Origin of the sequence: Sphingomonas mollis (assembly GCF_016427505.1) — a bacterium.
GTDB lineage: Bacteria > Pseudomonadota > Alphaproteobacteria > Sphingomonadales > Sphingomonadaceae > Sphingomonas > Sphingomonas mollis.
The window spans coordinates 180,086-205,763 of sequence record NZ_JAELXS010000004.1; the positions used below are offsets into that span (position 1 = coordinate 180,086).

Genomic DNA, 25,678 nt, shown 5'->3' on the forward strand with positions numbered 1-25,678 from the left:
GAAGGATTTCGGGCATGACACTCAGGATCGAAAAGCCGGTTGTGATCGAACAGAAGGGCGTCGTGCTGGAAAGCGTGCCGGGCGCCGCCGCGACCCCCGCCATTGTCCCCACCATCGCCATCGCGGGCGACGATTGGGGAACGCGGATCGCCAAGCTGGTGCCGGCGGAGGCGCTCGGTCTGTACGGGTCGGCGGTTGCCCTGGTTCAGACGCCATCGGCATCGGTGCGGGCGGGCGCGCTGTGGGTGATCGTCGGCATCTGTGCGGCGCTGACGATCTTCATCCGCTATCGATCGACGCTCGATCCGGCCACCGGCAGGCCGCAATGGCCGGCGATCGCGATTTCGCTGGTGTCGTTCATCCTGTGGCTGACTGCGATCGGCGCGCCGACATCGCCGATCGCGCTGCCCGAGGGGCTGGCCTTTGCCGGGCCACTGGCGGCGCTGCTTTGGGGCGCGGTGCTGCCCTATATCTATCGCGGCGAATGAGGCTGCGTCAGAGCGTCTTCAGATAGGCGAGCAGGGCCTGACGCTGATCGGTGGTCAGCGTCGCCGCGCCGTAATCATGGCCGATATTGGCATTGCCGGGCAGTGCGGTGTCATAGGTGAAGGCGTTGCCCGGTGCATCGTCGCGCGTCGAATACCCGACCAGCGTCGGATCATAGACGCGGGTGCCGACCTTGAACGTCTTGTGCCGACGGGCCGGGGGCAGCAGCAGTTCGTACAGATTGGCGACCGATCCGTTGTGCAGGTATGGCGCGGTCGCCCAGATGCCGTCGAGCGGGCGGGCCTTGTACGCCATGAACGGGCTGTTCGCCTCCAGACAGGCTTTCAGGATTTCCGGGCGCTGGTCGGGTGCCTCGGTGATGACGACGCGCGGCCGGCCGCCGACGCCGAAGAAGACGCGCGCGGTCTGGCCGACGATCTGGCCTTTCTTGCCCAGCATCGCCCCCTTTACGGTGGTTTCCAGCATTTCGGCGAGTGGTGCATCCGCCCCCAGTTTCTCGCCGCCGCCGATGTAACCGGCCGGCGTGCCCGCCAGATTGCCGGTCGCCGATCTGTAGGTGATCGCGTTGCACGCCATCCATGGATCGGTGGCATTGGGGTCGGTCGCGGTCAGCGGCACCATCGTCACCTTGTACGGCGCGGTGCCGGGTTGCGGCGCGTGGCACGTGGCGCAGTGCACCCCGAACTGGGTCTTGCCGGCGGCGATCATCGCGCGCTTGGCATCGGTATCGTCGATCGCGCCGAACAGTTGCGCGGGCCAGGCCGGCGCCTTCAGCGTCGACAGCTGCGTTTCCAGCCGGATCAGGTTGTCCGCCCACAGGCTGGACTTGTATCCACCAAGACTGTTGCCCGGCCGCGTCACGACATCGCCGAACACGCCGATGACCTCGCCCGAATTGCGCCCCATCGCGCCGTAATCCAGATACCGGCCCCCACCCAGCGACAGGCGCGCGTTGCTGACGATGCCGTTCCATTGCAGCTTGTCGTGGCGATAGATGTCCCAGATGAACGGATAGCTGACCGGCGCATCGGCGGGGTTGGGCGTCGGCTGCGCGGCGCCGGAAAACAGCGCGACCTTGTTGAAGATATGGCCGAACGCATCGACCCGCCCGAAGCCATAGCGCAGCGGCGTGGCGTTGATCGTTTCGACCCGGTTCTCCCAATCGATCAGCTTGCCGAGCGCGGCGCGCAACAGGTCGCGGTTGGCGGGGGTGTCGCCGGTCGTCAGTACCGCCCTGGCGAAGCGATCGAACCTGACCGGATCGGTTCGTGTCGCGGTCAGGGCCCGGTCGAAATCCTCGATGAAGCGCTGGAAATCGAACAGCGACGGGCCACCATCGATCCGGAGCGACTTGTCGCCATATTCGATCTGCGCCGTGTGGCAGGCCGAACAGTTGAGCCCGACCCAGCGTTCGCGGCTGGACTGGCCGGTGAACCAGCGCAGCTTCGAGACGCCCAGATCGGTGTCGTCATTGTCGTCGACCGCGAAGCCCAGCGGCAGGTCGTTGGCAGCGCCGGGTAACAGGCGATAGCCGGCCAGATGCGTCGGATCGGCGAACGGGGTCGGCGCATCCGCCTGCTCCAGCGCCCTGAACCACGCGAGCGGCAACAGGCGCGACCCCTGCGTCGCGGAATACCAGTCGCGTTGTTCGGTGGGCGACCATCCCTGACTCCAGCCGAGCGCGGGTGCTTTTCGACCGCAGGCGGCGGCGGTGAAGAAGGTGGCGATGGCACCAAGCGCGAGCAGCGTCGATCCCGAACTGCGTGCGCGTAATATCGTCATGACGCTGCCCCTGCCCTGTATCAGGGGAAAGTCTCACTCTGCCGCCCCATGGTCAAGTGAGCCGGTATGATGAGCCTGTTTCTATTCAACAAATATCAGCAACGACATACTCAATATACTTTCGGTGAAATATAATTTTCTCCGAAATCGAAGCTATCAAATTGATTAATCGGAGAATTATCCGAAACATATCTTTCCCCTCGCAACGACCACATTTCCACTGCTTGCCGATTGTCCCATGATCGACGGACAATAGGGCCGCGACTCGCCCGGGGGAGAAGATGTGATGCAGTCCGGCGACCGATCATCACAGGATCGACCGATCGACGACCCGATCGATCCGCACAGCGACGGCGATCTTTCCGCAGGCTCGATCATCGAGGAAACACCCGCCCGCCAGTGGCGCGTGGCGGAGGCGCTGCTGGCACTCCGTCAGGCCGTGAACGCCGCCGCTCCCCGGCGTGGCAAGGCGAGCGACGGCACGATCGGCGATCCCGCCCATGCCTCGCGCGCGTCGGACCATAATCCGTGGATCGTCGATGGCGGCGTCGGCGTGGTGACCGGGATGGACATCACACACGATCCGGACGGCGGCTGCGACGCGCACCGGCTGGCCGACGTGCTGCGCCGGTCGCAGGACGCGCGGATCAAATACGTCATCTCGAACCGGCGGATCGCCAGTGCGCAACCCAAGGGCGAGGCGCCGGCATGGGCGTGGCGGACATATACCGGGGCCAACGCCCATCATCACCACGCGCATTTCTCGGTCGTCGAGACGAAGTCGGGATATGACGACGCCCGCCGCTGGCCGGTCGAGGCCGCGTTCGTGCAGACCGAATCCGTTGCCACCGCCGACGATCCCGACGAGGCGCTGGCGGAGGTGGAACGCGGTCTGGCCGCCACGATCGCGGCCGCCGCCGATCCGGCGGTGCCGCTGCTGGTCCGGCTGACGACGCTGAACGCCAGCGTCGATGCACTGATCGAGGCCTATAATCAGGCGGTACGCAGCAGCGGCGTCGATCCCGCCAGCCTGATCGAGGAAGCGCCCGCCCCGACCTTCGACGCCCTGCGCGGGCCGTATCAGATCCTGTTCGACGATTGTCAGGTGCCGGCGGACAAGGCCGGCGTCGTCGCGTGGCACCGGATGATGCTGGTGAAGGGACGACCGCAATATGAGCGTGTGGCCGCGGCGACCGGGGTGCCGTGGTGGTTCGTCGGCATCGTTCACGCGATGGAAGCGTCGTTCAGCTTCACCAGCCACCTGCACAATGGCGATCCGTTATCGGCGCGCACCGTCCAGGTGCCGGGCGGACGGCCGACGACGGGCCAGCCGCCCTTCGCCTGGATCGACAGTGCGGTCGATGCGCTGACCGTGGAGGGATTTGCGGGGCAGAGCGAATGGTCGGTGCCGCGAGCGCTGTATCGGTGGGAGGCATATAATGGCTGGGGCTATCGCCGGCCGACGGTGGATATCCCGACGCCGTATCTCTGGTCGTTCTCCAATCATTACGACAAGGGCAAGTTCGTGCGGGACGGGGTGTTCGACCGCAACGCGCGATCGGCGCAGTGCGGCGCGGCGGTGATGCTGAAGGCGTTGCAGCGGGCGGGGGATGTCGTGGTGTAAGGCGCTATCGCCCTCAGCGAACCTCATATCGATAGGTGAGTTCGGCCGTCGCCCCCGCCGGCAGCGGCACCACCCAGGTCGCGACCCCGTCGATCGCGACCAACGCATCGCCCTCCGCCTCGATCTTCTGCCCGGCGCCGCCGATCGGTAGTTCGGCGACGACCGCGAACGGGTTGGCGTTGGTGATCGTCACATAATCCTCGCCCCGGACGATCGACCGTTGCTCGACCAGCACCTGATGACTGGCGCCCGACGCGATCCGCACCGTCTCGCCCACCGCCTTGTCGGCGATCGTCCCGGTGCCGAGCAGCAGCGTGCCGCCGGGCCGGTCGAGATAGAGCGACGTGGTGCCGTTCGGCAATGGAAAGCCGAGACCGTCCTGCTTCCGATTGCGCAGGACGAGTTGCTTGGCGGTCGGGGCGGCGATCAAGGTCTGGCCGGGATAGAGCGACCGGCGATAACGACGCTCGAACGGCACCGTGCCGGATACCAGCAGCGCGACCTGTTTCTGCGCATTGGCGGCCACGGTGACGCGCTCGGGCACGCGGTACAGCTTCAGATCGCCCAGATCCTCCGGCGGAGGTGGTGCCGGAGGAGCGGACGGAGCGGGCGGTGGAGGAGGTGGCGGCGCCATCATCCGCGATGCGGTTACGACGATCTCGTCCGCCATCTCGAACGCCTTTTGCGGCAAGTCTGATGTCGTCGTGCCGAGCGGATAGCAACGCAGTTCCAGTTCGGCGGCTTGACGTGTCATCTCGTCGGTCGCCCGGCGGTTCAGCCGCCCCGCTACCGCCTGCACCGCCGCATCGGCGAAGCGTTCGGGATTGGCATTGGCCAGTGTCAGCCACGCCGACAGCGTCAGACTGCGATCGTCGGGCGCGAGCGTCGCGACATAGCTGGCGCTCCAGTCGAACCCCGACGCCAGGTACGACAGCGTCACCGTCGCGGTGCGCGCGGTGGGCGTCACCGTGGCGACGCTGAGGACCGGTTTCGCGGACAGACCGGCCGGGACGCCGGCAAAGCTCAGGCGTTCGGGCAGGCCGGAACAGCGCAGCGTCTCGATCCCCGCCGCCGTTTTCAGCACGATGCCGGGGGTCGGCCCCGCAACGATCGTCGCATTCTCCGATCGTCGTTCGCCCGTCGCCCGGTCGGTACGTGTCAGCGTGACATCACGGCCGAGCGTACCGTCGACCAGCGAGGCCGGCGACAACAGGCGGGCGTCGCGGTTCTTTTCCACCGTGCCGCCGGGCAGGCCATCGATGATCGCGCTGACCGGCACGATGCCCGCCGCGACCCCCTCGAACCGCAGCACCGCTGGCCCTTTGGGCAAGCGGACCTTGCGGGTTTCGGTGACGAGCGCGAAGCCGCCCAGATAGCGCAGGTCCATCCGGTCGCCCCGCCCGCGCCACGGCGCGCGATAGACGGTGACGGCGACACCATCGGGCGCTGGCGAGCTGACCATCATCGGCGCCGCGGCCACCACCGATTGCGCCGCCGCCTGCCCGCCGGAGACCAGCGCCAGCATCGGCAACGCGCCCAGCCACGCCGGCAGGCGCATCAATAGCGGGTGTCGAAGGTCGCGGTGACGATCGTCTGACCGTTCGCCGGCACCGGCACCTGCCACATGACGGTGCCGGCATCCCGACGCTCGCTCTTGCGGCTTTCGTCGACGATGCGCGTATCGGTCCAGTCGAAGCCCGCCTGTATCAACTCTACCGTCACCGGCGTCGCCTTCGCATTGGTCAGGGTATAGCGCATCGCCGTGCGCCAGCGGGTCTCACTGATCTTCGTCCGCGCGGTCACGGTCGGCCGCACCTTCACGTCGAACGCATCGCCGGTGGCCAGCGATATCTGCGACCCTTGCGGCGTATGGTCGATCCGGTTCTCGCCAGTGAATTGCGGCTGGCCGCGCGCATCGCGGACATAGACGCGGACGGTGCCCGCCGGCAGCGCATCACCCAGCCCCGCCGCCCCCGAATTGGCGAAGCGGAGCACGCTGGAGGCGCTGCGCGGCTCGTCGGCCGTGCCCAACCAGTCGTTCCGGAACGCATAGCCCGAACTGGCCGCCGCGCCCTTCACGTCGAGGAAGCTGACCTGCTTGGTCTGTTTGTCGGCGATCGTCGTGCGTTCCGGCAGCGGATAGAGGTAGAAATCGCCCAGTTGCTCGCGCGTCGAGGTTTCGGTCCCGGCCTGCACGATGCGGCTGGCGCGGCGGGGCGGCCGGGGCTGGTATCCGTTTTGATTGTCGTCGCTCGCCACGTCGCCGGCCACCAGCAGCGTGCGCGCCATCGTGAACGTCGTGCCGCTGGTATTGCGCAGCGTCACCCATCCCTGCACGTCGATGCGACCGCTCTTCTGATCGAACAGCGCGACGTAATCCGCATTCCACCCCAAGCCGCGGCTGAGATAGGACAACGTCGCCGGCCGCGTGCCGGACCGGGTGCTGGCCAGCGTCACCGACAACGTCGGGCGGGCGCGGAGCGAGTCGGGCACCTTGTCGAAGATCGCGCGCACCGGCAGGCCGTCGTCGCGCAACACCTCGATCCGGTCGCCGATCTGCAACACGACGCCGCCGTTGACCGCCAGCACCTTCGCCCGCTCACGCGTCTCGGCGCCGGTCGCAGGGTTGGTGCGGAGCAGCGTGATCGTTTCGCCCACCGCCTTTTCCATCAGGCTGGTCGGGCTGAGCAGGTCGTAATCGAAATTCTGTTCAACGATCGCGGCATCGGCAACGTTCAGCGAGACGGTTTCCGGACGGATGGCGGCGCTGACGTCGGGGAAGTTCTGCCTGACCCGGCCATTGCCCAGCGCCAGTGGCCGCACGTCCTGGATCAGCGCGATGTCGTTGTTGTAGATCGTGACGGACACGTCGCCCTGCCCCGCCGTCGCCGGTCCCGGCGCTACCTGTTGCGGCGCTTCTTGCGCGGCGGCTACCCCCGGCGCGATCAGCATGGCCCAGATCGCTGTCGTCGCCCGCATCGCATTCTCTCCCCCGTTTATGCCCGTCTTGCACGTCGCCGGTTCGCCCGCAATGCCGCAAGCTGATCCGAAACGGCTTGAGGGGATCGGGCGAGCTTTGCGTATAATGACATGGAAATGGAGTGCGTGATGCCCGACCCGATCGACCATGCGGCGACCCTGTGCGCCGCCCTGCCCCCGGTGCCGCTCGATGGACTGGAGTCGCGGGTCTTCGCCGCGATCGAGGATCGCGCGCGGGAAGCGACGGCGGCACGGCGTGCCGGCCTGTGGTCGGTGGCGGCGGCGCTGGCGATCGGCCTGACCGGCGGCGGCCTGGCCGCCAGAGAAATGGCCGGCGGCGCGATGGCGGCGCGGGCGGCCAGCCCGATCGGTATCGACGCCATGCTCGCCCCCTCCACCCTGTTGCTCGGCCGATGAACCGCACGCTGCCGACCATCATACTGGCGCTACTGGCGGGGCTGGCGGGCGCGTATATCGGTTGCCGGATCATGATGCCGGCCACGACGCAGGGCACCGAAATCCATGCGCTGCTGCATCGCACGATCGCGCTCGACCCGGATCAGGAAGCGCGGATCGATGCGCTGGAGGCCGGTTTCGCCACCACGCGCGCGGGGCTGGAGGCGCAATTGCGCCGCGACAATGCCGCGCTCGCCGTCGCGATCGAGCAGGAACATGAGAACGGTCCCCGCGTCGCGGATGCCGTCGACCGGTCGCATCACACGATGGGCGTGCTGCAAAAAGCGACGCTGGCGCATGTCTTCGCGATGCGGCGGGTGCTGCGGCCCGATCAGACGGCGGCGTTCGACCGGGTGGTGGTACGGGCGCTGACCGCCACTTCGTGAACGAGGCGCTGGCCCGGCTCGACGACCGCGATCTCGTCCTGCGCAGTCGTCGCGGTGAGGATGCGGCGTTCGCGGCCGTGATGATGCGGCACAAGCAGCCGCTCTATCGCCTGATCGTCGCGCAGGTCGGCGATGCGGACGAGGCGCTGGACCTGTTGCAGGAGACGTTCATCGCCGCGCACGGCGCGCTCGCCCGGTTCGATACGGACCGGTCGCTGCGCGCATGGCTGGCGCGGATCGCGATCAACAAATGCCGCGACCATGCCCGGCGCCGGCGGGTGCGGCGGTTCCTGTCGCGTGTCCTGCCGATCGAAAGCGGCGAACAGGTGCCCGATGCGGCGGCGGATACCGAGGGAAGCGCGATCGACCGGCAGCATCTCGCCCATGCGATGGCGGCAATCGGGCGATTGCCGGCGACGCTTCGCGAGCCCCTGTTGCTCTGCACCGTCGACGAGCTGAGTCAGGCGGAGGCGGCGGAAGCGTTGGGCATCAGCGTGAAGGCAGTCGAGAACCGCATCCGCCGCGCCCGCGCCGCACTGTCACAGGATCGGGACGAAATCTGAGGGCTGGACAGCGGCGCTACGTATGGAAAGGAAACCGTTCTTTCCGATCCAGCCATCAGGATATCCATGACCGCTCTATCCCGTCGCCGTTTCCTGCGTGACGCCGGCCTCGGCGCCGGGGCGCTGACGGTGCCGTGGCTGCCCGCCTGGGCGCAGCGAGTGTCGGGCGGTATCGCTACGCCGCCGCCCACCGTGGCGGGCGACACGATCGCGCTGCGGGTGGCGCACCAGATGATGATGATCGACGGCAAGCCGTCGCACGCCATCGGCCTGAACGGCACCGTCCCCGGCCCGCTGATCCGCCTGCGCGAGGGGCAGACGGTCAGGATCGCCGTTACCAACGATCTGGACGAGGAAACCTCAATCCACTGGCACGGCCTGTTGCTGCCGTTCCAGATGGACGGCGTGCCCGGCATCAGCTTTCCCGGCATTCCGGCGCGGTCGACCTTCACGTACGAGTTTCCGCTGATCCAGGCGGGCACCTATTGGTATCACAGCCATTCCGGCCTGCAGGAGCAGATGGGACATTACGGGCCGATCGTCGTCGATCCGAAGGGTGTCGATCCGGTCGCGTCGGACCGCGAGCATGTCGTCGTCCTGTCCGACCATAGCCCGCTTCACCCGCACATGATCTTCAAAAAGCTGAAACAGCAGGGCGGCTATTTCAATTATCAGAAGCAGACGCTCGCCGGCCTGTTGGCGGGCCGCGACCAGCCGGTGGCGGACCGCGCGATGTGGGGCGGGATGCGGATGGACCCGACCGACGTGTCGGACGTGACCGGATCGACCTATACCTACCTCGTCAACGGCCACGGCCCGGCGGACAACTGGACCGCGCTGTTCCAGCCGGGCGAACGGGTGCGGCTGCGCATCGTCAACGCGTCGGCGATGACCAATTTCAACGTCCGCATTCCGGGGCTGAAACTGACGATCGTGCAGGCTGACGGGATGAACGTGCGGCCGGTGACGGTCGATGAATTCCAGATCGCGGTGGCCGAAACCTATGATGTGATCGTCGAGCCGGCCACGGCGGACGCGTACACGATCGTGGCGGAGGCGTGGGACCGATCGGGCATGGCCCGCGCCACGCTGGCCCCGCGTGTCGGGATGGTGGCGGCCGTGCCGGCGCTTCGTACACGGCCGCTGGCGACGATGAAGGACATGGGTATGGGGAGCATGGCCGGAATGGACCATGGCTCGATGGCGGGCATGGACCGCGCCGCGCCCGCCGCCGACGCCTGCCCGCCAGAACACGCTAAGATGGGCCATTGCACGCCCGCTGCCGGTACGCAGGCGGGCCACGACATGGCCGGCATGAGCCATTCGATGCGCGACTTCGCCAATGCGCCGACCCTGCCGAAGACACCGACCGTGCAGACGATATCCCCCATGCCGATGGATCGCACCGGCGAGCCGCCACAGGGCCTTGCCGACACCGGTCACAAGGTCCTCGTCTATCGCGATCTGATCGCGCTCGATCGCAATCCCGATCTTCGCGCGCCGTCGCGGCAGATGCGGATCCACCTGACCGGCAATATGGAACGGTACATGTGGGCGTTCGACGGCGTGAAGCTGAACGAGGTGAAGGCGCCGATCCCCTTCCGTCTGGGCGAGCGTGTGCGCGTGACGCTGGTCAACGACACGATGATGGCGCACCCGATCCACCTGCACGGCCATTTCTTCGAACTGGTGACGGGGCACGGCGACCATAGCCCGCGCAAGCACACCATCAACGTCGCCCCCGGCGGTACCGCGACGTTCGACCTGACCGCCGATGCGGCCGGCGACTGGGCGTTCCATTGCCACATGCTCTATCACATGCACGCCGGCATGATGCAGGTCGTCAGCGTCCGTCCCGATCCTGCCGCAGGAGCGCCGGCATGATCCGCGCGCTGCTCGCCACCGCCGCGATCGCGGTGGCGTCACCGGTATTCGCACAGTCGATGAATCATCGGCACATGCCCGGCATGGCGATGCCCGCCGCACCCAAGGCGGAGAAGACGAAGCCGAAAAGGGCGGTGGCCAAGCCGGTCCGTCGCGCAACGGCGACCGCGCGAAAGCCCGCGCCGAAAGCCACCCATGCCGGACATACGATGCCGGACATGGCCAATGGCTGCGCGCCGGAACATGCCGCCATGGGGCATTGCACACCGGCTGCGCCCGCCATGTCGGCCGATCATGCCATGCCGTCGATGCCCGACATGGCCGCGCCGCCAACCGACCCCTGCCCGCCGGAACACGCGGCGATGGGCCATTGCAAGCCCGCCGCCACAACCCCCGTCGGCACCGACCAGCCGGCCGGCAACGCCCCCCCGCCCGCCGCGCCCACCGACCTAGCCGCCGCGCGCTTCTACGATCCCGCCGTCATGGCCGCGAGCAATGCCGGGATGCGCCGCGAACATGGCGGCATGCGGTTCAGCCAGGTGGTCTTCAACATCGCCGAAGCGCAGGTAAAGAACGGCCGCGACGGCTATCGCTGGGACGGCGAGGGCTGGTTCGGTGGCGACATCCACCGCCTCGTCGTGAAAAGCGAGGGCGAGGGATCGTTCGGCCGACGCCTCGACGACGCCGAGGTACAGGCGCTCTATTCGCGCGCGATCGGCCCCTATTTCGATGCGCAGGGCGGTGTACGCCAGGACCTGGGCCATGGCGCGAAGCGAACCTATGCGACCATCGGCGTCGAGGGCCTCGCCCCCTATTGGTTCGAGGTCGAGGGCGCGCTGTTCCTGTCCGACAAGGGCGACCTGCTCGGCCGGGTCGAGGCCTGGTATGACCAGCGCATCACCCAGCGGCTGATCGCGCAACCCCGGCTGGAGGTGAACCTCGCCGCGCAGAACATGCCCGGTAGCCGGATCGGATCGGGCCTGTCGGACGCCGAACTCGGCCTGCGCCTGCGCTACGAGATCAAACGCGAATTCGCACCCTATGTCGGCGTGTCGTGGGAGCGGCGCTACGGCGACACCGCCCGCTATGCCCGCGCACGCGGCGATGACACGGGCGGGTTCGCGCTGGCGCTGGGCGTGCGCGCCTGGTTCTAGATATTCCCCGGCGGAGGCCGGGGTCCAGTTGGGCGAGCGGTCGTAACGATGTGCTGCATTCAATCATAGGCGCCCCCAACTGGACCCCGGCCTCCGCCGGGGAACAGAAAGTCAGGGAATCAGCAGATGCACCGTATCGGCCAATACCCACGCCGCCGTCCGGATATCCGCTCCGGCCAGCGCCGGCTCGTCCACCTGCGCCCGGTCGGCAACGACGACGCGATAACGCCCGGCGTGACGCGTGACCTCCCCGACATTACCCCGCCCGCCCAGCGCCGCTTCCAGCGCCGCCGGCAGTGCCACGGGAGCAGCGGCGGCGGCCGGCGCCGCCACCGGCGCGGCTGGCACCGGCGCGGCATCGGCCGCGGTCCGCATTTCCATCGCCAACCCGTCGGCGATGCCGCCCACGATCACCTGCACCGACGTCGCCGATGGCCGCAGCACGCCGCGCGCGCCGAGTTGCCGCAGGCGCGGCTCGTCGATCGCAGTGCTGTCCACCACCGACAGCCGGAGCCGCGTCGCGCAGGCATCGATCCCGCGCAGATTGACCGCCCCGCCCAGCGCCGCGACATAGGCCGCCGCCCGGTCGCTTGCCGCCACCGGTGCCGCGTCGGGCACCGCATCCGCCGGCTCGCGCCCCGGCGTCGGCAGGTTCAGCCGCACGATCGCGTAACGGAACAGCGTGTAATAGATCAGCGCATAGGCCGCTCCGACGGGCAACAGCATCAGCGGCTTCGTCGCTTTGCCGTAATTCAGGACGTAATCGAACAGCCCGGCCGAAAAGCCATATCCCATCTTCACGCCCAGCGCGTTCATCAGCGCTTCCGACGCGCCCGTCAGCACCGCATGGATCGCGTAGAGCACGGGCGCGAGGAACATGAAGCTGAACTCGATCGGCTCGGTCACCCCGGTCAGGAACGACGTCAGCGCCAGGCTGAGCAACAGGCCGCCGACCGCCTTGCGCCGGTCGGGCAAGGCGGTGTGGTACATCGCCAGACAGGCGGCGGGCAGGCCGAACATCATGACGGGGAAGAACCCGGTCATGAAGCCGCCCGCGGTCGGATCGCCGGCGAAGAAGCGCGTCAGGTCGCCGCTCTTGCCGTGATAATCGCCGACCACGAAATACGCGACGTTGTTCAGGATGTGGTGCAGCCCCGTGACCAGCAACAGCCGGTTGAGCAGGCCGAACACGAACAGCCCGAACCCGCCCGCCGCGACGACGGCGGTGCTGAGCGTGTCCATGCCGCTGCTGATCGCGCCATAGCTGAAGCCCATGACCAGTCCGATCGCCAGCCCCGCGACCCCCGCGATGATCGGCACGAACCGCCGCCCGCCGAAGAACGCCAGATATTCCGGCAATTTAAAGGTCGAGAAGCGGTTGTAGAACAGACCGCCGACCAGACCCGAGGCGATGCCGATCGGCACCTCCAGCTTGTCGATCGCGGTCGCCTTCCACGCCGACCCCACCGTCGCCAGCAACGTCTCCGGCACGCCCGCCAGCACCTTGGCCGGCACCGTCATCAGCACTTGCGCGCCGTTGATCGACACGAGGTAGCACACGATCCCCGCCATCGCCGCCGCACCGTTGCCGTCGCGCGCGAAGCCCGTCGCGACGCCCACCGCGAAGAGCAGCCCGAGGTTGGAAAAGATCGCTTCGCCCGCCGCGCTCAGGAACGCGATGTCGAGCAGATCGGGCTGGCCGAGCCGCAGCAACAGGCCCGCGATCGGCAGCACCGCCAGAGGCAGCATCAGCGCGCGACCCAGCGGCTGGAGGAACACCATCGGCGACTTCATCGGGCTAACTCCTCGGCGAAACGGCGAGCGAGCGCACGGACCGCGCCCGCGCTATCGACGGCGACCGCCGCCTCGGCCTGCGCTGTGGCCTGCGCCAGTGACAGGGCGGCTACCAGCGCCTTGGTGGCGGGCACGCGCGCCGGCGGCACGGACAGCGTCCGCACCCCCAAGCCCAGCAGGATCGGCACCGCCAGCGGATCGGCGGCAAGGCCCCCGCACACGCTGACCGGCACGCCGCGCGTCGCCGCGCCGCGACAGGCGGACTGGATCAGCCGCAGCACCGCCGGGTGCAAGCCATCGATTCCCGCCGCCAGTGCCGGATTGCCGCGATCCATCGCCAGCACATATTGCGTCAGGTCGTTGCTGCCGACCGACAGGAAATCCACATGCGCCGCCAGCAGATCGGCGGTGATCGCCGCCGCCGGCGTCTCCACCATCGCGCCCAGCTGTACCGGGCCGATGCCCAGTTCGCCGCGCAGCCGGTCGAGCACCGTCCGCACCGCGATCATCTCGTCGACGCTCGCCACCATCGGCACCATGATCCGGCAATGTTCGACATCGGCGACCGACAGGATCGCGCGCAACTGCGTTTCCAGTATCTGGGGTTGCGCCAGCGCCACGCGAATGCCGCGCACGCCCAGCGCCGGATTCTCCTCCGCCGCGATATCCAGATACGGCGCAGGCTTGTCGCCGCCGACATCGAGCAGCCGGATGACCACCGGCTTGCCCGCCAGCGCCGCCGCGACGCCGCCATAATCCGCCGCCTGCTCGGCCTCGGTCGGCGCGGTCGCCCGGTCGAGGAACAGGAATTCGGTGCGCAACAGGCCACAGCCTTCCGCCCCCGCGTCCGCCGCCGCCCGCGCATCGGCGATCGATCCGAGATTGGCATAGACGCTGACGGCAGTGCCATCCGCCATCACCGTCGGCCGATCTCCCGCCGCGCGCGCCGCCGCTTCCGCCGCCGCCCGGCTGGCAATCGTCGCCTGTGCCCGGTCGAGCCGGTCGGCGTCGGGATCGACATGCAACGCGCCGCCATCGGCATCGATCACCAGCATCGTGCCGTCCGCCACCGCATCCAGCGGCTCGCCCAGCGCGACGAGCATCGGCACGCCCATCCCGGCCGCCAGGATCGCGACATGCGACGTCGGTCCACCACCGACGACCGCGAAACCCCCGACCTTCTGCCCGGCCAGCGCCGCCAGTTGCGACGGTAACAGGTCATGCGCCAGCACGATCGCCCCCGCCGGCACGTCGAGCGGCGCGGCCTCGGTGCCGAGGATCGCGTGGACGACCCGCAGCGCCACGTCGTGAATATCGTCCGCCCGTTCGGCAATGCGGGCATTGCCGGATGCGCGGAGCTGCGCGCCCTGCTCGACGGCGGCGGTGAGGATCGCACTGGCCGCAGCGGCACCTGCATCGATCGCCTGCACCGCCCGATCGATCAGCGTCGGATCGTCAAGAATGGCCTGATGCGCCTTCAGAACGCCGCCCATCTGACCCGGTGTCGCGGCGGCCTCCGCCAGCGTGCGAGCCACCGCGTCGATGCCGGTCGCCAACCGCGTCCGCTCGATCGCCACGCCTTCGCCATGCGCCGGTACATCGGGCAGCGCCGGCCGCAGCCACCAGCCCGTACCGACCGCCAGCCCCGGCGCGGCGGTAACGCCACCGATCGCGCCCTCCGCCAGTTCCACCGGCGCGGCGACCGCACGGGGAGCGACGGCCGGCACCTGTGTATTCGCCTCGCTGATCAGCAATGGCTCGATCGCGGCGATCGCGGCGGCGGCATCCGGACCGGTCGCCTCGATCGTCACCTTTGCGCCGTGCGCCAAGCCCAGCGACAGCAACGCCACCGCGCTGGCCGCCGACACGACGGCATCGCCGCGACGGAAATCGACCCGCACGTCATGCCCGCGGACCGTCGCGACGATCCGCGCGGCCGGACGAGCGTGGAGACCATGCGGCAGTTGCACGACGACATCCTGTCGAACGATCTCGCCCGCTGCCGTATCGGTCGTTGACGGCGTGACCTTTGCCCCCACGCCGTCGAACCGGACCCGCATCAACGGATCGCCAACCGACACCGGCCCTTCGCCACACCGCTCGGTTACCGTGACGCCGTCATGATCGAGCACCAGCACCGGCGTGATCGCCGCCGCCGCGCCACGGACGATCCTGTCCAGATCGAACCGGATCAGCGGCGACCCCGCCGTCACCCGGTCGCCCGGCTGGACGAGCGGCGTGAAGCCCGCGCCACCCATCGCCACGGTATCGATGCCGATATGCATCAACATCGACACGCCCTCGCTCACCGCCAGCGTGATCGCGTGGCCGGCGGCATGAACCGTCAGGACGATCGCATCGCAGGGCGCGTGCAGCGTATCGCCGGTCGGATCGATGGCCATGCCCTGGCCCATCATCCCCTCGGCGAACACAGGATCGGGCACGGCGGCCAGCGGTACGGCCCAGCCGGCAAGCGGCGCGAAGAGTTGCATGTCGGTCATCGCCCATTCCCCCGGCAGGTCGCCATCACCCTATCGTCTGCCTCGTCGCTGACAATACCTATCGATGACCACTCGGTTACAATTCGAAGTCATAGAACGAGGTGAAGCGACGGACTGCTTCCTCATTGATAGCCGATATCGATCGGAAAACATTCGCTCATTCTTCCGATAGCGGTTGCGGAACGGGTGCCGGCGCCAGCCAAGGTGCGCCGCGGGAAATATCCTACTGCAGATCTCAATCAGGTCGCTCCTAACCCTGTCTCAGCGCATCGTTGCCGAATTTCGACATCAGCCTGTGCGGTGGGCAACCTGCGCGACGCGGCCCACCGTCGAGACACATAATTTCAACAATAAAGGAACTTTTTATAAAAAACGTTGTGCACGACGTTTTCATGGTAGCGTCTTTGATATGTATTGGTTATGTAATGTATACCAAATGGCGACGATAGCGGACTCTCAAGAATCGTTCGTCGCCCGGTCTGTCGTCAGCGTTCGGCAGTGAAATTTTAGGGGCGAGCGTGCGGCTGGGCGCGCCTTCGCATTGGGGAATGTTATGCGCCTGCGACACATGATTCTCGTCAGCACCGCCCTTGCCGGGTTTGCCAATGTAGCCCATGCGCAGGATGCGACACCCGCACCGCAGCAGACGGGTACGACCGCCGCCAGCGGCGACACCGACGACAGCGAAATCCTCGTCACCGGTTACCGCGGCAGCCTTCGCGAAGCCATCAACGTCAAGCGTAACGCGAATGCCGTCGTCGACGTCATCACCGCGGAAGACGTCGGCAAATTCCCTGATCGCAACGTCGCCGAATCGCTGTCGCACATCCCGGGCGTCAGCATCGATCGTCGCTTCGGCGAAGGTGAGAAGGTCGCCATCCTCGGCACCGATCCCGCACTGAACCGGATGCTGCTCGATGGCCATGCGCTCGCATCGGCCGACTGGGGCGGCAACGACAACGATCCGTCCAGCCGTACCTTCAACTATTCGCTGCTGGCGCCGGAGCTGGTCGACCGCCTCGAAGTCTACAAGTCGCCCGAGCCCCGCATCGAGGAAGGCAGCATCGGCGGCACCGTGATCGTCCGCACGCGCCGCCCGCTGGAACTGAAGGCCAATTCGATCTTCGCGTCAGGTGGCTATTCGTACAACGACCGATCCGAGAAGGGCAACGTCCGCGCCTCCGGCCTCTACAGCTGGAAGAACGAGAGCGAGACGTTCGGCATCCTCGGCGCCGTCACCTATGACAAGCAGAACCTGACCCGCGCCGGTGTCGAGTTCTTCGGCTATCAGAGCGGTGCCGATTTCTTCCAGAAGAACAGCGACGGCACGGTTCGCCGCGATAGCGCTGGCCAGGGCATTCTGCTCAACCCGAACGCCACCGTCACGGGCGGCACGAAGAACGACCTGATCGCCGCGGTCGCCCCGTTCGGCATCAACTACGCCTATTTCCAGCAGACGCGCGAGCGCAAGAGCTACACCGGCACCGCCCAGTTCCGGCCGTCCAGCGACCTGACGTTCACGTTGAACGCGCTGCACATCGACGGCAACTACAACAACTACAGCCAGTCGATGTACACGATCCCGGTCGCATGGACCGGCAGCGTGCTGCAGACCGCCAATGTCAGCAACGGCGTGGTCAATTCCGCCTCGTTCGCCGCCGCGCCCAACCAGAGCGCGCAGCTCGATACGCTGGTCCGCAAGACCAAGCTGAAGACCGACAACGTCAACTTTTTCGCCGATTGGGAAGGCGACAACGACGCCAAGGTGTCGTTCGCCGGCGGCTGGAGCAAGGCGACCGGTGGCCGCAACCCCGAATATCTGTTCAACGTGCAGACGAAGCTGCCGTTCAGCTATGCTTTCACCGGCACGTCGGCCGATGTGAACTTTACCGGCGACCTCACCAATCCGGCGAACTACTTCACCAACCCGAACAACAATTCGGCCAACATCGAAGGACGCCCGGTTATCATTGGCGGCCAACCGCTGGTCGCCGCACAGATCGGCGGCCTTGATTACAGCGTCACGACCGACCGCGACATCTTCGGCGGTTACGACGCGGTGATCCCGTTCGAATTCGGCCCCTTCACCCAGCTGCTGGTCGGCAGCCGCGTGACCGATCACGTCAACCGGATCAATGCGCGCGGCATCAACACCTATCTGCGCACCTCGTTGCTGGGTTCGCAACTGGGCGTCACCACGCTGACGACGCCGGACGGCACGTTCGACGGCAGCGGCGGCACCGGCTCGGCGACCAAGTACCTCAACCTGCCCGAGCAGGCGGTGATCGACATCCTGGCGAACGCGATCAACTCGCCGCTCGTCACCAAGATCGGCGCATCGACCCGCGTGAAGGAAACCGTCGCGGCCAGCTATGCCCAGCTGAACTTCGACCAGAGCGGCATCCGCGGCAACATCGGTGGTCGTCTCGTCTACACGCGTGACATCTCGAACTACGCGACGACGCTGAGCAACACCGTGAACCCGCAGCCGGTGCCGACGCGCGTCACCACCGATTATCTGAAGTTCCTGCCCAGCCTGAACATCGCCTATTCGATCACCCCGGAAATCATCATCCGCGGTGCCGCGGCCAAGGTGATCTCGCGTCCGCGTTATCAGGATCTGGCAGCGGCGACCTCGCTGAATGACGTGACGCTCGATGGCGGCGGCGGCAATCCGAACCTGAAGCCGTACGCATCGACCAACTACGAAATCACGGCGGAATGGTATCCGCGCCCCGGTTCGTTGATCGCGGTCGAGTTGTTCCGCCGCGAAATTTCGAACTACATCATCAACACGCGCACCAACACGGTGTTCTTCAACTCGCTCCAGAACCGGCTGACGACCTATAACGTCAACCAGCCGATCAACGGCGGCAAGGCGAAGGTCAACGGCGCGCTGATCTCGGCGCAGAGCGAAATCTGGGGCGGCTTCGGTCTACAGGCGAACTACACCTATCAGGACAGCACCACCTCGTCGGTCGACACCACCGGCGCGGCACTCAACCTGCCGTATCTGTCGAAGCACACGGTCAACGTGATCCCGTATTTCGAAAGCGGGCCGTTCCAGGCGCGTTTGAGCTACAACTATCGCACCTCCTATTTCCGTACGATCGGCCGCCTCGGTTCGAACGAAATGGTGGCGCCGTACAACCAGCTCGATTTCTCGGCAGGGTTCAACATCACGCCGCAGATCACGCTGACGGTCAACGCGCAGAACCTGCTCGACGAGACGTATCTGCAGTACAACACCACCCGCGACCGCCCGACGGCCTTCTACAAGAACGGCCGGACGCTGGCGGCCAACGTCTCCTTCCGCCTGTAAGCGACCCTCTCAGGTCGTCGATTTCAGCAACCCCGGCATTCGCGTGCCGGGGTTGTTGTCGTTACAGCCTCTCTCATTCCGCCCCCGCCTACGGAGCATGACCGTGAACGACTTCACCCGCCGCACGCTGATTTCGTCCGGCATCGCTACCGGGCTGGCCGCCACCGCTGCTCCTGCGCTGGCGAAGCCCGCCGCCCCGTCCGGCGCGCCGAAGCCCTGGGGCGCCACGCCCTCGAAACGGCAGCTAGTCTGGCATCGGCGCGAGCGGTACGCGTTCATCCATTTCTCCATCAACACATTCACCGGTCGCGAATGGGGTTACGGCGACGAGAGCCCCGACCTGTTCAACCCGACCGATTTCGATCCCGACCAGATCGTCGCGGCGGCGAAGGCGGGCGGGATGACGGGGATCGTCCTGACCGCCAAGCATCATGACGGCTTCTGCCTCTGGCCGACGAAGCTGACCGAACACTGCATCCGCAACGCCCCCTACAAGGGCGGCAAGGGCGATATCGTCGGCGAGATCGAGCGCGCCGCGCGTCGCGCCGGGCTGGCGTTCGGGCTGTATTTGTCGCCCTGGGACCGCAATCATCCCGAATATGGCCGTCAGGGCTATATCGATTACTTCCGGGCGCAGATCGTCGAGCTTTGCACGCGGTACGGCGAGCTGTTCGAATTCTGGTTCGATGGCGCGAACGGCGGCGACGGCTATTATGGCGGCGCGCGCGAGACGCGGAAGATCGACGCGCCGGCCTATTACAAATGGCCCGAACTGATCGCGCTGGTCCACAAGCATCAGCCGATGGCCTGCACCTTCGATCCGCTCGGCGCGGACATCCGCTGGGTCGGCAATGAGGACGGGGTCGCCGGCGATCCGTGCTGGCCGACGATGCCGAACCATCCCTATGTCCAGTCGGAGGGCAATTCCGGCGTGCGCGGCGCGCCGCTCTGGTGGCCGGCGGAGACCAACACCTCGATCCGTCCCGGCTGGTTCTATCACGCCGACGAGGACGCCAAGGTGAAGAGCCCCGCCCGCCTGATCCGTTTCTTCGACGAATCGGTCGCGCGCGGCACCAACATGCACCTGAACCTGCCGCCGGACCGGCGCGGCCGGATCGCCGATCATGACGTCGCAGTGCTGAAATCCTTCGGCGACGCGATCCGTGCCAGCTTCGCGACCGATCTGGCGCAGGGTGCGGTGGCGAGCGCCAGCCATGTTCGCGGCCCCGCCTTCGCCGCATCGAAGGTGCTGGACAACGACCGCGAAACCTATTGGTCGGCGCCCGATGGCGTCACCACCCCGACGCTGACGCTGGACCTGCCCCCCAATCGCAGCTTCGACCTGATCCGCCTGCGCGAATATCTGGCGCTCGGCGTCCGCGTCACGCGCTTCGCGGTGGAGGCGGAGATCGGCGGCCGGTGGCAGCGACTGGCCACGCACGATTGCATCGGCGCGCAGCGGATCATCCGCCTGCCCGCCCCCGTTACCGCACGGCGCGTCCGCCTCGTCATCCTCGAAGCACCCGCCTGCCCGGCGATCAGCGAGGTGTCGCTGTTCCGCTCGGTCGCGCCGATCGCGGTCGCGCCGCCCGCCTCCAGCGATCCCACGATCCTGTCGCCGCGCAATTGGCGGGTCGTCACCTCGTCGGCACCGGGCGCCAATGTGATGCTCGACAACGACGTATCGACCGTCTGGACGGTGCCCGCTCCCACCGCCACGCCGGTCAGCGTGACGCTCGACCTGCGCGAGGCGTTCGATCTGGCGGGTTTCAGCCTGACGCCGGCCCGTCACCCTGAAAAGGACACCGCCCCGCCACGCGGCTATCGCGCCGAAACCAGCACGGACGGCACGACCTGGACCGCCGCTGGCGAGGGAGAATTCCCTAACATCGCCTATGCCCTGGCGACCCAGCGGGTGCCGTTCACCGCGCCACGACCGGTCCGCTACCTGCGCCTGTCGTTCGCCGCGACCGCGCTGCCGGCCGCGAGAATGGCGATCGCGGATATCGGCGCCTTCACCCGCGGCTAGAGCATCAAGCGCTTGATCCGACCCGTTCGTGCTGAGCGAAGTCGAAGCACCGTGTGCAAAGGTGGCCTTCGACTGCGCTCAGGCCGAACGGTCGGGGGCGGGTCTGATTTCACGCAACTTGCTCTGGTCTTTTCCCCGGCGGAGGCCGGGGTCCAGTTGGGAAACGCCAGTAGTAGAGCGTCTCGCGCCGTTACGGCGGCCTTACCAACTGCACCCCGGCCTCCGCCGGGGAACACGTCAGGGCAGAATTTCGGTCGGCTCCACGCCCCACAGATCGCCGACCTCGACGAAGCCGGCCTTCCCCTCCACGTCCAGCCGGCACCAGCCATTGCCGCAATGGTCGATCCGCCCGACCACGCCGGGGGCCGCCCGCCAGGCCAGCGGCGCGCCCGGCTCCGGCCGCTCGCGCATTTCCGCCGGCTCCGTACCGCGAACGACGGCGGTACGGGTCGAGCGCAACAGGTTCATCAGCATCCATCCCTCGGCCCCGTCGGGGTCCTGCACCTTGCGCCATTCCTTGAACACCGCCACGACCCGCACCGGCAGGTCGCGCCGCTGGTACACCCAGCTGGCCGGATAGGTGCGCGCCGGCCCCGTCCGCGTCAGCGCCCGGCCCGGCCCGATCGACCGCCAATAGGGCGGCGCCTGCTTCGCCGTCTGGGCCGATGACGAGGCCGCCGGACCGGTCAGGGCCATCGCGGCGGTGGTGATGATGAGGGCGATGCCCGCGATACGCATGAACTGTTCCCCTGTTGCCCGTCCCGACACGACGCAGGCAAGCGATCAACGCCCGTTGACGCGTCCGGCGCGCTCCGCCAAGTCCCTATCATGCCCGATACGCGTCGCTGCTCCCACCCCCGGGTGGTCGTCACCCGCGAATTGCCCGATCAGGTGATGGACCGGATCGCGGCACTGTTCGATGCGCGGCTGTATCGCGGCGATACGCGGTTGTCGCGCGATGCCCTGCACGCGGCGGTGGCGGAATGCGACGTGCTGGTCCCCACCGTCACCGATGCGATCGATGCCGACCTGATCGCGGCCGCCCCTTCGCTGAAACTGATCGCCAATTTCGGGGCCGGCGTGAACCATATCGACCTGCGTGCCGCCCGTGCGCGCGGCATCATCGTCACCAACACCCCCGGTGTCCTGACCGACGATACCGCCGACATGACGATGGCGCTGATCCTGTCCGTACCGCGCCGTCTGGCGGAGGGGGAGAAGCTGGTCCGCTCCGGCGAATGGCATGGCTGGAGCCCCGGCGGGATGCTGGGCCATCGCATCGGCGGCAAGGCGCTGGGCATCGTCGGCATGGGCCGGATCGGCCAGGCGGTGGCGGCGCGCGCGCGCGCGTTTGGTCTGTCGATCCATTATCACAACCGCCACCGTCTGCCCGCCGTGCTGGAACAGGAACTGGCGGCGACCTGGCATGCCGATCTCGACGATCTGCTTCGCACCGCCGATATCGTCACCGTGCACACGCCGCTGAACGACGACAGCCGGATGCTGATCGACCGGCGTCGCATCGCGCTGATGCGCCCGCACGTCTATCTGATCAACGCCAGTCGCGGCGGCATCGTCGACGAAGAGGCGCTGGTCGATGCGCTGGAGGACAAGCGGCTGGCGGGTGCGGGCCTCGACGTGTGGGAACACGAACCCCGCATCGACCCGCGCCTGCTCGCCCTGCCGCATGTCGTCATGACCCCGCATATGGGCTCCGCCACGTTCGAGGGGCGCGTCGCCAGCGGCGAAAAGGTCATCCAGAATATCCGCATGTGGGCCGACGGCCATCGCCCGCCCGATCAGGTGCTGGAGGGCTGGGCTTAAGATTTCGGTAGCGGAACGGTTGGAACGATTGATCTGGATCGGGTTTCTGTCGGGCATCCCCCGGAACCAACAGGAGCATCCACCATGAAGAAGATCGTTATGTCGTCCATGCTTGTCGCCGCCGCCGTATCGATGTCGGCCTGCTCGACGCTGCGCGGTGCGGCGATCGGCGGCGCCGGCGGCGCCGGCGTCGCGGCCGTCACCGGCAAGGATGTCGGCAAGGGTGCGGCCGTCGGCGGCACTGCCGGCGCCGTGGTAGGCACCGTCGTCGACTGATCGACCGCCGATCGGCATAGGCAAGGGGCGGCGTGGGAGACATCCCGCGCCGCCCTTTTTGTGTCCCCCCGGTAATCGGCGTCAGCCGCCCCGCGCCGCCGTCAGCAACATCGCCGCGATCACGCGCCCGCAATAATGCAGGCACAATTCCTGATGGATGGCGGCAACCATGGGCGAACCCGATTCGATCGCCCGCACGGCTTCGGTACGGGCGCGATCGGCATGATACAGGCAGTCGGGATCGGACGTCATTCGGCTTTACTCCATCGGGGCAAGCCCGCTGTCGGCCCCATGGATTGCCGCGGTTTGTCGCCGCCGTTGCCGGCCGGCAACATTTGTCGCAATCTGTCGTCAGCTCTTGCTGGTCGCGCCCTGTTGTTCGACCGGCACCGGCGTAAGCTCGTATACCTCGAACGCCTCGCCCGGCATCGCCAGCCGCCAGCGGAACGGCCCGATCCGTTCCACCACGCCGACCTGGTCACGCGCCCGGTCGGCGCCATAGCCGAGGGCGGCATTGCCCGGCCGCCGTTGCCGTGTTCCCATGAAGACATACCGGTCGCCGTCCGGATACAGCCAGCCGCCCAACAGCGTCGGGCCGGTCTGCTTGGTGAAGCTGATCCGGTCGCCCACCTCGTCACCGATATAGCAGAAGAACGATCCCGTCTTTCGCACCGCGACCCGCGCCATGGTGACCAGCCGGCATTTGTACGACCCCGGCGGCAGCGCCGGATGCGGCAGGGCGGCATCGGCGCGCAGCAGATCGCCCTCGGTCCTGATCGTCGTCGTCGCGCGCCGGCCGAGCCGCTGGCGCGCGGTGGCCCAGGCACCGGGCAGTTGCTCGATCCGGTCGACATCGTCCGCCACGATCGCCGTGCGCCATGCCGGCGGCGGTGGCCCCATCGTGACGGTCGGCGGCGGCGTCCGACCAGTGGCGCAACCGGCCAGTGTCAGCATCAATCCGGCGATGATGGTCCGTGTCATATCCAGCGTCCCGTCCCGTTGATCCGGCCACGGCACGCGGCCGGGCGAAAGGGATAAGTCGACGGACGGTCCCGGTCCGGGGGACCCGTCCTGCCCGAGAGGCATGGCCCCATAAGGTAAACGATTGGTTAACGCCGCGACGGATCGCCCGGCGCGGGCGATACGTCGCGTCCACCGCCTGGCGCCGGCGATCAGTCGCCGGTCAGGATGCGATCGACCAGCTGCTTCACCGACGGCACGAAGCCGTTGGAATAGAACGGATCACGCTTGAAATTATACGCCGAATGGCCGGCGAACATCAGGTTCTGGTCGGTGTCGCCGCCATGCGCGATATCCTGCAACGTCTTCTGGATGCAGAACGAGCGCGGGTCGGCGAGTCGGCCGGTCGAGTTGGTCTCGGTATCCGCCCAGCTCGAAAACAGGCACTGCGACAGGCAACCCATGCAATCCGCCTGATCCTTGCGAATCTCGGCCTTTTCCGGCGGGCTGACGAAGACCAGCGTGTTGTCCGGCGTCTTCAGCGCATCGGTGAAGCCATGGCCGAACCATTCGCGCGCGCGCATCAGGTCGCCCTGCGTCACCCAGAAATTCTTGCCCTTCACACCGACGTCGAGCTGGAAGATGTGATCGCCCGCCTCCTGCGTCGAAAACGCGATCTGCCGCTGCGACCGCGCCACCAGCGAACCGAGGAACGGATTGCGCACCGCCGACGAATAGAAACCGGTGGGCGAGAATTGATGCAGCAGCACCTCGCCCTCCTCGATCTCCATCAGCTTGTTCTTCCAGCCATCGGGGATCGGGCTTTCGCGCGTCAGCAACGGCCGGGTGCCGTACTGGAACGCGATCGTCCCCAGTTCGGGATTGTCGATCCAGTCGTTCCAGTCACGCAGATACCAGACGCCGCCGGCCATCACGATCGGCGTGGTGTCGGGAATGCCGCCCTCGCGCATCGTATCGCGCAATGCCTTCACGCGGGGGAACGGGTCCTGCGGCTTCAACGGGTCTTCGGCGTTGGATAGCCCGTTATGGCCACCGGCCAGCCACGGGTCCTCATACACCACCGCCGCCAGCCATTCGGGCGCCTTGTGATAGGCCCGCTTCCACAGCGCACGGAACGCGCGGCCCGACGATACGATCGGCAGATAGGCGACCTCGTACGATGCCGCGATCTCCGACAGCTTGTACGGCATGCCAGCGCCACAGGTGACGCCGGCCACCAGCCCGCGCGTCCGCTCCAGCACCCCGTGCAGGATGCGCGGCGCACCGCCCATTTCCCACAGCACGTTGATGTTGATCGCGCCCTTGCCACCGGCGATGTCGTGCGCGCGCTTCACCTGTTCCACCGCGCCGTCGATCGCGTACTGGACCAGTTCCTCGTGGCGCGCGCGCCGGGTCAGCGCGTGATAGATCTGGGGAATGATCTTGCCGTCGGGGTCATAGCTGTCGGCGTTGACCGCCGACACCGTGCCGATGCCGCCCGCCGCCGCCCACGCGCCGGCCGATGCGTGATTGGTCGCGGCGACACCCTTGCCACCCTCCACCAGCGGCCACACTTCGCGGCCGGCGTAATTGATGGGGGTAAGACCTTTGAACACGTGGAAGCAGCCTCATCTTGC

The 25,678-nt window shown here is 67.2% G+C and carries 20 protein-coding genes; 11 read left to right on the forward strand and 9 right to left on the reverse strand.

What is annotated here, in order from left to right:
- The first annotated feature begins 14 nt into the window (after positions 1–14).
- Positions 15–488, forward strand: coding sequence for a hypothetical protein (locus JAO74_RS08705; protein ID WP_199037062.1), 474 nt, complete (start codon positions 15–17; stop codon positions 486–488).
- Positions 489–495: 7 nt separating this feature from the next.
- Here JAO74_RS08705 and JAO74_RS08710 read toward each other — a convergent pair whose 3' ends face one another.
- Positions 496–2,289 (reverse strand): di-heme-cytochrome C peroxidase, encoded by a 1,794-nt coding sequence (locus tag JAO74_RS08710; protein WP_199037064.1) that lies wholly within the window; start codon positions 2,287–2,289, stop codon positions 496–498.
- Positions 2,290–2,575: 286 nt separating this feature from the next.
- Here JAO74_RS08710 and JAO74_RS08715 point away from each other — a divergent pair, with 286 nt between their 5' ends.
- Positions 2,576–3,913: a hypothetical protein gene (locus tag JAO74_RS08715; RefSeq protein WP_199037066.1), complete on the forward strand. Its 1,338-nt coding sequence runs from the start codon at positions 2,576–2,578 to the stop codon at positions 3,911–3,913.
- 13 nt (positions 3,914–3,926) lie between these two features.
- Here JAO74_RS08715 and JAO74_RS08720 read toward each other — a convergent pair whose 3' ends face one another.
- On the reverse strand, positions 3,927–5,471 hold the full coding sequence (locus JAO74_RS08720; RefSeq protein ID WP_233150819.1) for a DUF4139 domain-containing protein: 1,545 nt from the start codon (positions 5,469–5,471) through the stop codon (positions 3,927–3,929).
- Positions 5,471–6,892 (reverse strand): DUF4139 domain-containing protein, encoded by a 1,422-nt coding sequence (locus tag JAO74_RS08725; RefSeq protein ID WP_199037068.1) that lies wholly within the window; start codon positions 6,890–6,892, stop codon positions 5,471–5,473. Before JAO74_RS08725 ends, JAO74_RS08720 begins: the two co-directional genes overlap by 1 nt.
- A 129-nt stretch (positions 6,893–7,021) precedes the next feature.
- Here JAO74_RS08725 and JAO74_RS08730 point away from each other — a divergent pair, with 129 nt between their 5' ends.
- From JAO74_RS08730 to JAO74_RS08750, 5 genes are all read left to right on the forward strand, one after another.
- Entirely contained in the window at positions 7,022–7,309 is a 288-nt protein-coding gene (locus tag JAO74_RS08730) for a hypothetical protein (RefSeq protein ID WP_199037070.1), read from the forward strand.
- Positions 7,306–7,734: a periplasmic heavy metal sensor gene (locus JAO74_RS08735; RefSeq protein ID WP_199037072.1), complete on the forward strand. Its 429-nt coding sequence runs from the start codon at positions 7,306–7,308 to the stop codon at positions 7,732–7,734. Before JAO74_RS08730 ends, JAO74_RS08735 begins: the two co-directional genes overlap by 4 nt.
- Entirely contained in the window at positions 7,731–8,297 is a 567-nt protein-coding gene (locus tag JAO74_RS08740) for an RNA polymerase sigma factor (RefSeq protein WP_199037074.1), read from the forward strand. Before JAO74_RS08735 ends, JAO74_RS08740 begins: the two co-directional genes overlap by 4 nt.
- A gap of 66 nt (positions 8,298–8,363) precedes the next feature.
- A complete protein-coding gene (locus JAO74_RS08745; RefSeq protein ID WP_199037076.1) occupies positions 8,364–10,181 on the forward strand; it encodes a copper resistance system multicopper oxidase in 1,818 nt (605 codons plus the stop codon).
- Positions 10,178–11,335, forward strand: coding sequence for a copper resistance protein B (locus JAO74_RS08750; protein WP_199037078.1), 1,158 nt, complete (start codon positions 10,178–10,180; stop codon positions 11,333–11,335). The genes JAO74_RS08745 and JAO74_RS08750 overlap by 4 nt, the downstream gene beginning before the upstream one ends.
- A 111-nt stretch (positions 11,336–11,446) precedes the next feature.
- Here the strand turns inward: JAO74_RS08750 and nagE are convergent, their stop codons facing one another.
- Together nagE and ptsP are read right to left on the reverse strand one after the other, a co-directional pair.
- Positions 11,447–13,129, reverse strand: a complete 1,683-nt coding sequence (nagE, locus tag JAO74_RS08755; RefSeq protein WP_233150820.1) for an N-acetylglucosamine-specific PTS transporter subunit IIBC — start codon at positions 13,127–13,129, stop codon at positions 11,447–11,449.
- The gene (gene ptsP, locus JAO74_RS08760; protein ID WP_199037080.1) at positions 13,126–15,630 is read right to left on the reverse strand and encodes a phosphoenolpyruvate--protein phosphotransferase; all 2,505 of its coding nucleotides are present in this window, start codon (positions 15,628–15,630) and stop codon (positions 13,126–13,128) included. Before ptsP ends, nagE begins: the two co-directional genes overlap by 4 nt.
- 568 nt (positions 15,631–16,198) lie before the next feature.
- Here ptsP and JAO74_RS08765 point away from each other — a divergent pair.
- Positions 16,199–18,952, forward strand: coding sequence for a TonB-dependent receptor (locus JAO74_RS08765; protein ID WP_233150821.1), 2,754 nt, complete (start codon positions 16,199–16,201; stop codon positions 18,950–18,952).
- A gap of 103 nt (positions 18,953–19,055) precedes the next feature.
- Positions 19,056–20,981, forward strand: coding sequence for an alpha-L-fucosidase (locus tag JAO74_RS08770; protein ID WP_199037084.1), 1,926 nt, complete (start codon positions 19,056–19,058; stop codon positions 20,979–20,981).
- A 237-nt stretch (positions 20,982–21,218) separates the two neighbouring features.
- Here the strand turns inward: JAO74_RS08770 and JAO74_RS08775 are convergent, their stop codons facing one another.
- Positions 21,219–21,719, reverse strand: a complete 501-nt coding sequence (locus tag JAO74_RS08775) for an SH3 domain-containing protein (protein ID WP_199037086.1) — start codon at positions 21,717–21,719, stop codon at positions 21,219–21,221.
- Between the two features lie 90 nt (positions 21,720–21,809).
- Here JAO74_RS08775 and JAO74_RS08780 point away from each other — a divergent pair, with 90 nt between their 5' ends.
- Positions 21,810–22,805, forward strand: a complete 996-nt coding sequence (locus JAO74_RS08780) for a 2-hydroxyacid dehydrogenase (protein ID WP_199037088.1) — start codon at positions 21,810–21,812, stop codon at positions 22,803–22,805.
- An 84-nt stretch (positions 22,806–22,889) separates the two neighbouring features.
- Positions 22,890–23,081, forward strand: coding sequence for a YMGG-like glycine zipper-containing protein (locus JAO74_RS08785; protein WP_199037090.1), 192 nt, complete (start codon positions 22,890–22,892; stop codon positions 23,079–23,081).
- Between the two features lie 81 nt (positions 23,082–23,162).
- Here JAO74_RS08785 and JAO74_RS08790 read toward each other — a convergent pair whose 3' ends face one another.
- The 3 genes from JAO74_RS08790 to JAO74_RS08800 all read right to left on the reverse strand — a co-directional run bounded on the left by JAO74_RS08790 (position 23,163) and on the right by JAO74_RS08800 (position 25,657).
- Positions 23,163–23,333, reverse strand: coding sequence for a hypothetical protein (locus JAO74_RS08790; protein WP_199037092.1), 171 nt, complete (start codon positions 23,331–23,333; stop codon positions 23,163–23,165).
- A gap of 99 nt (positions 23,334–23,432) precedes the next feature.
- Positions 23,433–24,062, reverse strand: coding sequence for a DUF4893 domain-containing protein (locus tag JAO74_RS08795; protein ID WP_199037094.1), 630 nt, complete (start codon positions 24,060–24,062; stop codon positions 23,433–23,435).
- A gap of 191 nt (positions 24,063–24,253) precedes the next feature.
- Positions 24,254–25,657, reverse strand: coding sequence for an NAD(P)H-dependent flavin oxidoreductase (locus tag JAO74_RS08800; protein ID WP_199037096.1), 1,404 nt, complete (start codon positions 25,655–25,657; stop codon positions 24,254–24,256).
- Positions 25,658–25,678 lie beyond the last annotated feature (21 nt).

Bases quoted from the DNA above. Each gene is read 5' to 3' on its own strand.
- JAO74_RS08735 (WP_199037072.1), top strand. From the start codon at position 7,306: ATGAACCGCACGCTGCCGACCATCATACTGGCGCTACTGGCGGGGCTG.
- JAO74_RS08790 (WP_199037092.1), bottom strand. From the start codon at position 23,333: ATGACGTCCGATCCCGACTGCCTGTATCATGCCGATCGCGCCCGTACC.
- nagE (WP_233150820.1), bottom strand. From the start codon at position 13,129: ATGAAGTCGCCGATGGTGTTCCTCCAGCCGCTGGGTCGCGCGCTGATG.
- JAO74_RS08765 (WP_233150821.1), top strand. From the start codon at position 16,199: ATGATTCTCGTCAGCACCGCCCTTGCCGGGTTTGCCAATGTAGCCCAT.
- JAO74_RS08745 (WP_199037076.1), top strand. From the start codon at position 8,364: ATGACCGCTCTATCCCGTCGCCGTTTCCTGCGTGACGCCGGCCTCGGC.
- JAO74_RS08720 (WP_233150819.1), bottom strand. From the start codon at position 5,471: ATGCGCCTGCCGGCGTGGCTGGGCGCGTTGCCGATGCTGGCGCTGGTC.
- ptsP (WP_199037080.1), bottom strand. From the start codon at position 15,630: ATGACCGACATGCAACTCTTCGCGCCGCTTGCCGGCTGGGCCGTACCG.
- JAO74_RS08785 (WP_199037090.1), top strand. From the start codon at position 22,890: ATGAAGAAGATCGTTATGTCGTCCATGCTTGTCGCCGCCGCCGTATCG.
- JAO74_RS08710 (WP_199037064.1), bottom strand. From the start codon at position 2,289: ATGACGATATTACGCGCACGCAGTTCGGGATCGACGCTGCTCGCGCTT.
- JAO74_RS08750 (WP_199037078.1), top strand. From the start codon at position 10,178: ATGATCCGCGCGCTGCTCGCCACCGCCGCGATCGCGGTGGCGTCACCG.
- JAO74_RS08780 (WP_199037088.1), top strand. From the start codon at position 21,810: ATGCCCGATACGCGTCGCTGCTCCCACCCCCGGGTGGTCGTCACCCGC.
- JAO74_RS08775 (WP_199037086.1), bottom strand. From the start codon at position 21,719: ATGCGTATCGCGGGCATCGCCCTCATCATCACCACCGCCGCGATGGCC.
- JAO74_RS08705 (WP_199037062.1), top strand. From the start codon at position 15: ATGACACTCAGGATCGAAAAGCCGGTTGTGATCGAACAGAAGGGCGTC.
- JAO74_RS08795 (WP_199037094.1), bottom strand. From the start codon at position 24,062: ATGACACGGACCATCATCGCCGGATTGATGCTGACACTGGCCGGTTGC.
- JAO74_RS08715 (WP_199037066.1), top strand. From the start codon at position 2,576: ATGCAGTCCGGCGACCGATCATCACAGGATCGACCGATCGACGACCCG.
- JAO74_RS08725 (WP_199037068.1), bottom strand. From the start codon at position 6,892: ATGCGGGCGACGACAGCGATCTGGGCCATGCTGATCGCGCCGGGGGTA.
- JAO74_RS08730 (WP_199037070.1), top strand. From the start codon at position 7,022: ATGCCCGACCCGATCGACCATGCGGCGACCCTGTGCGCCGCCCTGCCC.